This window comes from Streptomyces sp. NPDC046379, assembly GCF_055587785.1.
The window spans coordinates 1-9,127 of sequence record NZ_JBVJFP010000047.1 but is presented as its reverse complement, the minus strand read 5'-3'; the positions used below and the strand labels follow the sequence as shown (position 1 = coordinate 9,127).

The 9,127-nt window shown below is 65.1% G+C and carries 6 protein-coding genes and 4 pseudogenes; 7 read left to right on the top strand and 3 right to left on the bottom strand.

What is annotated here, in order from left to right:
* Positions 1-88: 88 nt before the first annotated feature.
* Together ACZ6KF_RS33650 and ACZ6KF_RS33645 are read left to right on the top strand one after the other, a co-directional pair.
* A pseudogene (locus ACZ6KF_RS33650) lies at positions 89-1,207 on the top strand (IS110 family RNA-guided transposase); the annotation flags it as partial.
* 481 nt (positions 1,208-1,688) lie between these two features.
* Positions 1,689-3,086, top strand: a complete 1,398-nt coding sequence (locus ACZ6KF_RS33645; RefSeq protein WP_469241967.1) for a replication-relaxation family protein — start codon at positions 1,689-1,691, stop codon at positions 3,084-3,086.
* Between the two features lie 109 nt (positions 3,087-3,195).
* Here the strand turns inward: ACZ6KF_RS33645 and ACZ6KF_RS33640 are convergent, their stop codons facing one another.
* Both ACZ6KF_RS33640 and ACZ6KF_RS33635 read right to left on the bottom strand, forming a co-directional pair.
* Positions 3,196-3,312, bottom strand: a complete 117-nt coding sequence (locus ACZ6KF_RS33640; RefSeq protein ID WP_469160973.1) for a sigma factor-like helix-turn-helix DNA-binding protein — start codon at positions 3,310-3,312, stop codon at positions 3,196-3,198.
* Positions 3,313-3,490: 178 nt separating this feature from the next.
* Complete coding sequence (locus ACZ6KF_RS33635) at positions 3,491-4,978, bottom strand: peptidoglycan D,D-transpeptidase FtsI family protein (RefSeq protein WP_469241965.1); 1,488 nt, start codon at positions 4,976-4,978, stop codon at positions 3,491-3,493.
* 345 nt (positions 4,979-5,323) lie between these two features.
* Between ACZ6KF_RS33635 and ACZ6KF_RS33630 the strand changes: the two are divergent.
* From ACZ6KF_RS33630 to ACZ6KF_RS33615, 4 genes and pseudogenes are all read left to right on the top strand, one after another.
* Positions 5,324-5,517: pseudogene (locus ACZ6KF_RS33630) on the top strand (IS1380 family transposase); the annotation flags it as partial.
* A gap of 612 nt (positions 5,518-6,129) precedes the next feature.
* The gene (locus ACZ6KF_RS33625) at positions 6,130-6,537 is read left to right on the top strand and encodes a peptidase inhibitor family I36 protein (RefSeq protein ID WP_469241963.1); all 408 of its coding nucleotides are present in this window, start codon (positions 6,130-6,132) and stop codon (positions 6,535-6,537) included.
* Positions 6,538-6,623: 86 nt separating this feature from the next.
* The gene (locus tag ACZ6KF_RS33620) at positions 6,624-7,619 is read left to right on the top strand and encodes a hypothetical protein (RefSeq protein ID WP_469241961.1); all 996 of its coding nucleotides are present in this window, start codon (positions 6,624-6,626) and stop codon (positions 7,617-7,619) included.
* 205 nt (positions 7,620-7,824) lie between these two features.
* A pseudogene (locus tag ACZ6KF_RS33615) lies at positions 7,825-8,100 on the top strand (transposase); the annotation flags it as partial.
* 331 nt (positions 8,101-8,431) lie between these two features.
* Here the strand turns inward: ACZ6KF_RS33615 and ACZ6KF_RS33610 are convergent.
* Positions 8,432-8,740 carry a hypothetical protein gene (locus tag ACZ6KF_RS33610; RefSeq protein WP_469241959.1) on the bottom strand — a complete coding sequence of 103 codons (309 nt, stop codon included), beginning with the start codon at positions 8,738-8,740 and terminating at the stop codon, positions 8,432-8,434.
* A 16-nt stretch (positions 8,741-8,756) separates the two neighbouring features.
* Here ACZ6KF_RS33610 and ACZ6KF_RS33605 point away from each other — a divergent pair.
* A pseudogene (locus ACZ6KF_RS33605) lies at positions 8,757-9,044 on the top strand (transposase); the annotation flags it as partial.
* Positions 9,045-9,127: the final 83 nt, after the last annotated feature.

Sequence of the window (9,127 nt, the reverse complement as noted above, 5' to 3'; positions counted from 1 at the left end):
AACAACTCCCACAACTCGTCCGGCACCAGCCGCTCAACGATCCCCACCACGCCCCACAGCCTACCGAGGTAGCCAAATGAGATGACCTCTAAACCTCTTGGCCGAGCACGGCGACAACCCAGACGATCCGATACCGGTGGCCATCGAGACCAGCCACGGCCTCCTGGTCGCGAGCCTGCACACCGGCAGCCGTCGGGTCTTCGCGATCAACCCGCTCGCCGCCGCCCGCTACCGCGACCGCCACGGCGTCAGCCGAAAGAAGTCCGACCCCGGCGACGCCCTGGTCCTGGCGAACATCCTGCGCACCGACATGCACGCCCACCGGCCCCTGCCAGCCGACTCCGAACTCGCCCAGGCCATCACCGTCCTGGCCCGAGCGCAACAGGACGCCGTCTGGACTCGGCAGCAGGTCGCCAACCAGGTCCGCTCACTCCTGCGCGAGTACTACCCCGCTGCTCTGCTGGCCTTCCAAGGCAAGCAAGGCGGTCTGACCAGGGCTGACGCCCGCGTCATCCTCACTCTGGCGCCAACCCCGGCCAAGGCCGCGAAGCTCACCCTCGCCCAGTTGCGGGGCGCCCTCAAACGCAGTGGCCGCCTCCGCGGCTGCGACGCGGAAGCCGAGCGGCTGCGGGACGTCTTCCGCGCCGAGTACGCCCACCAGCTGCCCGGCGTCGAGGCTGCCTTCGGCCACCAGCTCCTGGCCCTGCTCAAGCAGTTGGACGCCACCTGCCAGGCCGCGGACGATCTCGCGGAGGCGGCCACAGCCGCCTTTCACCAGCACGCCGACAGCGAGATCCTGCTCAGCTTCCCCGGCCTGGGGCCCATGCTCGGCGCCCGCGTGCTCGCCGAGCTGGGCGACGACCGGGCACGGTTCGCCGACGCCAGGGCGCTGAAGTCGTATGCCGGGTCCGCCCCCATCACCCGGGCCTCCGGCAAGAAGCGTTTCGTTGGACGCCGGTTCGTCAAGAACAACCGCCTCATCAACGCCGGCTTCCTCTGGGCCTTCGCCGCCCTCACCGCATCACCAGGAGCGAACGCGCACTACCGACGCCGACGCGAGCACGGAGACTGGCATGCCGCCGCACAACGGCACTTGCTGAACCGCTTCCTCGGCCAGCTCCACCACTGCCTCAGGACCCGACAGCAGTTTGACGGACAGCATGCGTTCGCACCGCTCCTGTCACCCCCAACCGAGCAGGCGGCTTGACTTCATAGCCCCCTGAGATGTCTTGACCGCGCCCGCTACCGGCCACGGTTAGACCGCGGACAAGGGGGTCGGTTGCACGCTGCTCCCTCGAGTCCCCGCCCACCAGGGCGGCCGGAAGCGAAGGAGCCACTGCGATGACCACGCACCGACCCCCGGCAGGCGCCCGGCGCGCCCGCCCCGACCACGGGCCCGACCACCAGCGGGCAAGCCGTCTCGGCCTCCTGTGGTGCGCACTTGGGAGGCCACTGTGGAACCCACTTTGGTGTCCGGCACCGAGCCGGACGGAGAAAGACCAGGTCACCACGCAGATACGGCCGCGCGCCGCGTTGTCACGACCCTCTTATCTACTCCTGAACTTTGAAGTGATGTCAGTAGAGGAGGAGATCATCGGGTTCGGGGGCCGGGTGCCCTTGGCGGCCGGGCGCGGCCGGCGCGCGGCAGGTGGCCGCGCGTGCCAGACGACGGGGAAGGAGCGCAGCTGATGGCGGGCAAGCGTGAGGAGAACCCGGCGGGGTCGTCGAACAACCTGCGCGGTGACGTGCTGCGCGTGCTCGGAGTGCTGAAGGTCGCCACAGTCGAACAGATCCAGCAGATCTCAGCACCGCACCTGAACTACCGGCACACCGACAAGCCGACCCCGTCGAAGCGGAAGCAGGCCCGCACCGCCTCGCACACCGGGGCGCTGTCCGATCTGCGCAAGCACGGCCTGGCGGAGAACGGCGGGCAGCTCCCGGGCGGGGACACGCTGCGCAACCTCACCCCGATGGGCCTGAAGGCCGCCGCTCGCGAGCTGGGGCGGCCAGTGGGGGAGATGGGCAACCCGGCCCGCGGCGCGGGCCGCACCGGGGCCTCCCACCCGATGACGGTCAACGAAGCCGTACTCGCCCTGCTGCGCCCGAAACCGGACCTCACCCAGCTCGCCAAGGAGCCGGCCGACGTCCGCGCCGCCGCCCAGGCCGCCGTCGACGCGCCCGCCGGGCTGGGCACCATCGCCTCCTACGCGACCGAGGTGGCGCTGCCCGCGACAGGCACCTGGGCCAACCCGGGCAAGGGCGGCACCCAGGCGGACATCGTCATCACCGCGCCCGAGGACGGGGTGCCGCTGCTGTTCGTGGAGATCGACAACTGCTTCGAGTCCGCGCAGGTCCTCGCCGCGAAGATCGACAAGTACATGCGGTTCGGCCAGCGGAAGGTGAAGGACGTCGACGGCCGTGGGCGGCCGACGTGGCGCACCCGCTGGTGGGTGCCCGACGGACGCCACGGCGACCAACCGCACCCGCCGCTGCTGCTCGTCTTCAACCGGATCGGCCCGCGCAACCCCGACACCGTCATCGCGCAACTGGCCGAGCTGACCGAGCGGCACTGGAAGGGCACCTGGTACGAGGACGGCTTCCACATGTACGACGGCAAGCTGCCCATCGTCGTCACCGGCATGAAGCACCTCCAGGACCACGGCCCGGCCGGAGCGGTCTTCCGGCGCTTCGGCCGACCGCACCACCAGACGCTCCTCGAGGCGATCGGCAACCCGCGCCGCGAAGCCCACGACGCCCGCAAGCAAGCCGAGTACGCAGCCCGCCAGCGGGAGCACAAGGAGGAGCTGCGCCGCATCGCCGCACAGCACAGGGCCGAGCGGGAGGCCAACCGTCCCGTGTGCGCCGGCTGCGGCACCCGGTTCACCGACGAACGCTGGAAGGCCATCGAGCCCGCCGGGTGGGACGCCCCACTGGATGCCCACCCGCACCTGTGCGATGAGTGCAAGCAACGGGCCATCACCGCGGGACGTCAGGCGGAACGCATCGGAGATGAGCCCCTGCAGCAGGGCCAGGCCGTGTCCGAGCAGAAGGCCGGCGGCACCTGGCTCTCGCGCTTCCGTTCCTGACCTGACCTGACCTGACACGCCCGCGTCCCGGAGTGCCTGAGGCCCGTGGCCCCCTCGTATGACTCTGAGGGGGCCACGGCGTTTTAAGCCGTCGCCGCTGTCGGCAGCCTCAGGCTGAATCGTCGGCCATGAGCAGCAACCGTACCCCTTTCCGGGCGTGACGCAGGCGGGATCGCACGGTGGCCTCCGTCAGCTGCAGCTCCTTGGCGATCTCCCGTGGTGGCATCCCATCCATCGTTTACACGAGCGAGGACTGTTGAACTGTCGCCACTCAGCCGGGTGCCCCCTCCGCCCGGTGAACCCGTTTCCCAGGAGCTTGCTTCATGCCCACTGCCGGGGGACTGATCCAACCAACCGTCAGGTTGGAAACGGCTCAGTGATCAACTGCTGGCGCGGGCATCGCGTTACGGCTGCAGGACTGCCTTCATGACACTGCGCGCGATAGGTGCTCCGAGACGGCCACCGGAGATGGCTTCGCGTGAGATGTCCATGTCGGTCGGGTCGATGAAGACGGCTACGGCGACGGAGGAGCCATCCTGCTTCTTGCCGTACGAGACGAACCAGCCATAGGGCACCTGCTTGGCCACGTCGACACCACGCTGAGCGGTACCGGTCTTGCCCCCGACCGTGATCCCATCGATCTGCGCACGTCTCGCGCTGCCTTCTGCGGCAGTGAACTCCATCATCTGCTGCACCTTTTGTGCGGTGGCAGCGGAGACTGCCTGACTCATTACCGCAGGCTCGGTCTTCTTCAGGGTGCTGAGATCCGGGCCACGAACTTCGTCGACGATGTAGGGCTGCATCAGCTTTCCGTCGTTGGCCAGTGCGGCGGTGATCATGGCCATCTGCATCGGTGTGCTGGTGAGGCTGCCCTGCCCCATGCCGGTGAGCGCGGTGCCCGGCTTGTCAAGGTCCTCGGGGTAGAGGCTCTTGGTGGCGAGCAGGTCACCGAAGTCGTCGGAGTAGACGTCCTCGTTGAAGCCGAACTTCTCGGCTGTCTCGCGCAGCTTGTCCTGGCCGAGTTTGGCCGCAGCGTCGAGGAAGACGTTGTTGCAGGAGTGCTGCATCGCGGTCTTCATCGATGCCTTGTCACAGACAGCGTCGCCGGCCTCGCTGCCGATCTTGTTGGTGGACTGCGGCAGCGGATAGGGGGAGACAGCATCCGTGGGGGCGTCGATGTCGGTGAGGATTCCGTGATCCAGAGCGGCCGCTGCGGTGAGGATCTTGAAGGTGGAACCGGGGGGGTAGGTCTCACGTAGCGCCCGGTTGGCCAGCGGCTTTCGCTTGTCCTTGTCGAGTGCCACGAACCGGTCCGACTCCTTGAACGTGCTGCCGGCAAACTGCGACGGATCGTAGGAGGGCGCAGACACCAAGGCCAGCACCTTCCCAGTCGTGGGATCCAACGCGACCACGGCTCCCCGCGCGCCCTTCAGATCGGTCAGCCCGTCATAAGCAGCATTCTGCGCCTTCGGATCGATGGTGGTGACCACCGAGCCGGGGCGCTGGCCCTCGCCGCTGACGACATCGGCGAACCGTTGGAAGACCAGCCGATCATCCTTTCCGGTCAGGATGTCGTCGTACGTCTTCTCCAGCAGTGTCATGCCCTGCGCCTGCGATGCGTATCCCGTCACCGCTGCGTACAGCGGCCCGTCGACGTAGGTGCGCTTGTACTTGAGGTCGGTGCCCCGTGTCTCGGCGGAGCCGGTGACGGCCCGGCCACCTACGACGATGTCTCCGCGCGGGGCGGCGAACTGCTCGATCTGCACCCGCCGGTTCTCCGAGTCGGAGGCGAGCTCCGGGGCTCGCACGTACTGCAACCAGTTCGCGCGGAGCAGCAGGGCAAGCACCAGTAACCCACAGAAGATGGCCACAGCCCTAAGCGGATTGTTCACCGGCATCCTCCGTCGTACGAGGACGCAGTGACCTTCGAGGACAGGCCACCTCGTCTGCTCAACTGGACGGATATGGAGATGAGTTGTCGGGACATGCCATCACCCTAGACGAGCAAGAACCGCCCGAGCGTCGCTCCAATCGACGATCAGGCGGGTCCCTGGCCTCACGCCTTTCATGAAGCGGACTGTCCGACAGGCGGTCAGCCGAAGCTGAATGTGCCTCTGACCAGTGGGAATGAAGACTACTGAGGTCCTCGTTCCGACTCCCGGCAAAGGCACTTTCCAGGTGAAGCAGCCTATCAGTTCGTAGTATCCGCGTGGTGTCCGCGTGCGTGCGCGTGCGGGATGCTGCTCCGTCAGATCACCTCGTATGTCGGTTCGGTCCTGCTCGTCGAACGGTCCGTAACACTGGCCTTGGCCAGGCGATATCCACGGCGCTCACGCCGTGGCGGAAGCCACGGACCATCCACGACCCCGGCAAGATCCTCCTTGACCTTGCTCTGGCAGTCACACTCGGCGGGGACCTCCTCGCGGACATCGTCCGCTCGTCTCGTCGGTCGCCACCGGACGGCACACCAGGCGAACAGGACCATGAGCGGTTCCGGTGCGCCCGACCGATCACCGCGGTGGCCGGCACCCGCCACCTCCGCCTCCAGTGGCCCATCCGTTCCAGCCCATTGAGTGAAACCCGTGCGATCTCCTCGCATCCCTGCCCAGAGCACAGGCACATCGCCGGCGTGAAATGGACGCCACCCGGGACAGCCACAGCGGCTTCCACTGCCCGGTCCGACCGCACTCCGTGCTCACCTCATCCAGAAACTCGGTGGAAATGTACGGATCATCACCTTGAGAGCAATTGGATGCGACAACCGCTCGCCTGGTGACGGCTTCGCCTGTTCCCGGCCTTGACCCATCTCGCCCAACGATCAGAAAGCGCCAAAGTCGCTACCATTTCCGCAGAAAACATCTGGCATGGTATGCACACGAAGATAACGATATGCGCCTGGCAATTTATCAGCATAATTCCCTCTCGGAGTGGCAAATGCACCCTGCGGGAAGCGCATAGGAATGGGCTGATCCTGTTCGCCTCATCGGATTACTTTCCGGATGTGCACACTTCCTTCAAGTCCGCTACAAGGAGTGGAGTCTCTGTGTCCATAATTCGTCGCCTTGCGGTCACGGCAGTCACGGCCGCCATCGCCATCGGGACGTTTTCCGGTACGGCCTCGGCCGGCAGCTACAACGGCGTCTGCGAGAGTTCGAACGGCGGAGAGGTCTGTCTCTACGACGCCGACAACCAGACGGGCCGCGTCTACGACACTCTGTACAGCAAGCCGTCCTACACCGGTACCTACTACGGGACCAACATCGGGATCGATAACACGGTGAACTCGACGTGGAACCGGGACCCCGACACGCAGGTGTCCTACTGGCAGTTCGCCAATTACGGCGGCTTGGGACTTGGGGAGCCTGGCGGCGGCAAGACCAACTGGAGCAGTTTCGGCGAGGCCAACTCGTGGAGTTCTCACTGCTTCGCCAACAACGTCAACTGCCCGTAATGACAGATGAGTAAATGGTGCGGCTTGCTCTGCGGAGCAAGCCGCACCATTTTCCACCGGTCCACGAAGGACACTAGGGGTTCACGATGAAAGGCAGACAGGCGGTTGCGCTTCTGGCGCTCGCGGCAGCTCTCGTCGGCTGCTCACTCGATGGCGCCGCAACAGAGCCTAAGGGGACGCCCCTCACCATCCGTCCCAAGCCTCAGCAGTACGCAGGATCTTCCGCGTCGATGCCGCTCGACGCCTACCGGCTGGACAGTGGGTACACGCAGCGGCTGGATCGAGCGATCTACATGCTTGCCAGCGCATGCATGGAGGAGTTCGACCTGAACTGGCCCCCGCCAACGGATGCGGCCGGACCCGCGACTAAGGATTCACGCCGCTACGGTGTGGCGGACGAGCGCTTTGTAGAGAAATTCGGTTACAGCCCACCCGCCCCAGATAGCATGACATGGGGCGAGGTGGTAAAGGCCAGAGAGGAATCCAGAAAGAGGACTGCGGCGATACCGGAAGCCACTCGAAATGTTTACACCGGAGAGGCGACGAGGAAGCACAAGGGGCAGTCCGTTCCGGAAGGAGGATGTCGAGGGGAAGCCTACCGAAAGCTTGGAATGAAGGAATTGCAGACGACTCCTTACGCTAGCGAGTTAAACCAGATTCAGCTAGCGGCATGGAAAAAAGCGCGCACCAGTGAGATTGTTGAAAGATCCGCCGACAAGTGGCGCATCTGTATGAAGAAACAGGGATTTCAATACAAAAACCCGGAGGAAGTGATAGAACGTCCTCGCTGGGCTTCCGAAGAAAAGCCACCTTCGTGGGTTAACATGACCAAACCGTCTCAAGAAGAAGTGGACACGGCAAAGGCTGATGTCCGTTGCAAGAAATCTGCACTCTTCGTTGAGAGTTGGCAGGCTGTCGAGATCGAGAATCAGAGAGTCGCCATACAGGAAAACGGTGATCTGCTCCACCGAGCAAAAGCTGCCGTAGCGGACATAAAGAGCGCCGTGGATGACACACTTGCGCGCGGTGATCGGATGCGGCCACATGAGAACGCGGCAGGGACAACTGGCGGCCCACGCTGAGCCTGGGATTCGGCGCGCTGTGGACTGCGCTGCCCAATTCCTCATCTCATCAAACTGAGCCGTTCGCCACTTGACCGCGATGCCGGGCTGTTGGGGGCATGAGCTGTATGAAGCTTCCCCTTGATGTTGAACACCTGGAGACTGGGACGTGAGGTTCCAGAGGAAGTAGTGCCAGGTAGGAAGCAAGAGCAACCGCAGCAGGCAGTACACGGAGAAGTGCAAGCGGGACGCGGTCGCTCTGGTTCGCTCCTCTGGCAGGACCGTCACCGAGGTGGCCCGGGAACTCGGCCACAGCGCCGAGGGGCTGCGCAACTGGGTCAGGCAGGACCAGGTCGACCGGGGCAGGGAGGCACGGGGCGAGTTGACGACGGCCGAGCGCGAAGAGCTGTGCCGGCTGCGTAAGCTGGCTCGTGAACAGGCCCAGACGATCGAGGTGCTGCGAAAAACGGCGATCTTCTTCGCGAAGGAGAGCGATCGATGACCGCGGTGTACGCGTTCATCTAAGCGGCGAAGATCACCCACAATGTCGCCATCGCCCCCGCCGCCGGCCGCGGTGACCCGGCCCTCGTCGTCGCGTTGGAGGAGGATCTTGCGCTTGCCACTGCGGGAGGCGAGCTGCTCGACCAGGTTGTCGCCGCCCAGTCTTTCTGAGCTGTTGTCGTGGCTTTGAGCTGGGGTTTCTCAGTTTTTCTAAGTGTTGTTCGCGGCGCTCGGGGTGTTCGGGGTGTGGTTCCGGGTGGGGTGGTGGTGGCTGACCTGCGCGGATGTGGCCTGTGCAGGTTGGTTGATCGTGGTGCAGTTCCACTGAGCTGCTATTTGAAGTGGCGCGGCGTCAGGTGGTGTCGGGGTTGGTGAGGTCGTCTTTGGTGAGGGTGACGCGGGTGGCTTTGCCGGCTTTGCTGGTGGTGGTGGGTGGCGCCACGCGGACGTTGGATGAAGTAGACGCGGACGCCAGAGAGTTCGGTGTACGGGGGCCATGCGCCGGGGGTGCCGTCGGTGGGCAGGTCGAGGAGCTTGTCGGTGATGTTGTAGATGACGAGGTAGGCGGTGTGCTGTCCGTAGTCGTGGGCGTACTTGATGATCTGGTTGAACCGTTCCGGGTTCGGTAGGGACTCGATCATTTGAGAGGATCGAGTCATGGCACGTCCTTCCCCATACCCGCTTGAGCTGCGCCGTCGTGCGGTGCGGATGGTCGCCGAGGTGCGGCCCGACTACGACACCGAGTGGGCCGCGATGAAAGCGGTCGCGTCCAAGCTCGGGATCGGCACGACCGAGACGCTGCGCAAGTGGGTGCGGCAGGACCAGATCGACGCCGGTACCCGGCCGGGCACCACGACCGAGGAATCGGCCGAGCTGAAGCGGCTGAAGAAGGAGAACGCCGAGCTGAAGCGGGTGAACGAGATCCTCAAGGCCGCGTCGGCTTTCTTCGCGTCAATGACAGAGTCAGGGACACGGGCCTACGGGTGGTGACACAGTGGCAGGTACCGGCGGGGCTGGCTCGTTTCTTT